Here is a 379-nt window from a genome sequence, read left to right on the forward strand (position 1 = left end):
GCGTACTGGCGCATGGTCGGCCATCCCCAGCGCGGCACGCCCGAGCTGGGGCCGGTCCGCGAGACCTGCGAGCGCCGGGCGCGGGCGGCCGTCGGGGACGAGGCGTACCGGCGGGCGTTCGAGCGGGGCCGGTCGGACAACGTGGAGGTCGGCCTCGCGGCGGCCCTGCGCACCGATCTCCCGCTCTGAACGGGCCTCCCGCGCTCCGGGCTGCCGTACGCGCCCCGCCCGAGCCGGTCGGGAACGTCCCGTGCGTGCGTACGCCCGAGCCGGTCGGGAACGTCCCGCGCACCCCTGGTCGCCGCGCCCTGCCGGGGGCTCCCTCGCGCGCCCGGGGGCGCCGCGCCCGCGCCCGGGCTACCCGCGCCCGCGCATAGCT

Annotated in this window: 1 pseudogene; it reads left to right on the forward strand. The window is 80.7% G+C overall.

Annotated elements, in window-relative coordinates:
* Nucleotides 1-189: pseudogene (locus LPA54_RS42100) on the forward strand (regulator); the annotation flags it as partial.
* Between the last annotated feature and the right edge of the window lie 190 nt (nt 190-379).

The sequence above is a fragment of the Streptomyces sp. DH12 genome, from assembly GCF_020873895.1.
Classification (GTDB): domain Bacteria; phylum Actinomycetota; class Actinomycetes; order Streptomycetales; family Streptomycetaceae; genus Streptomyces.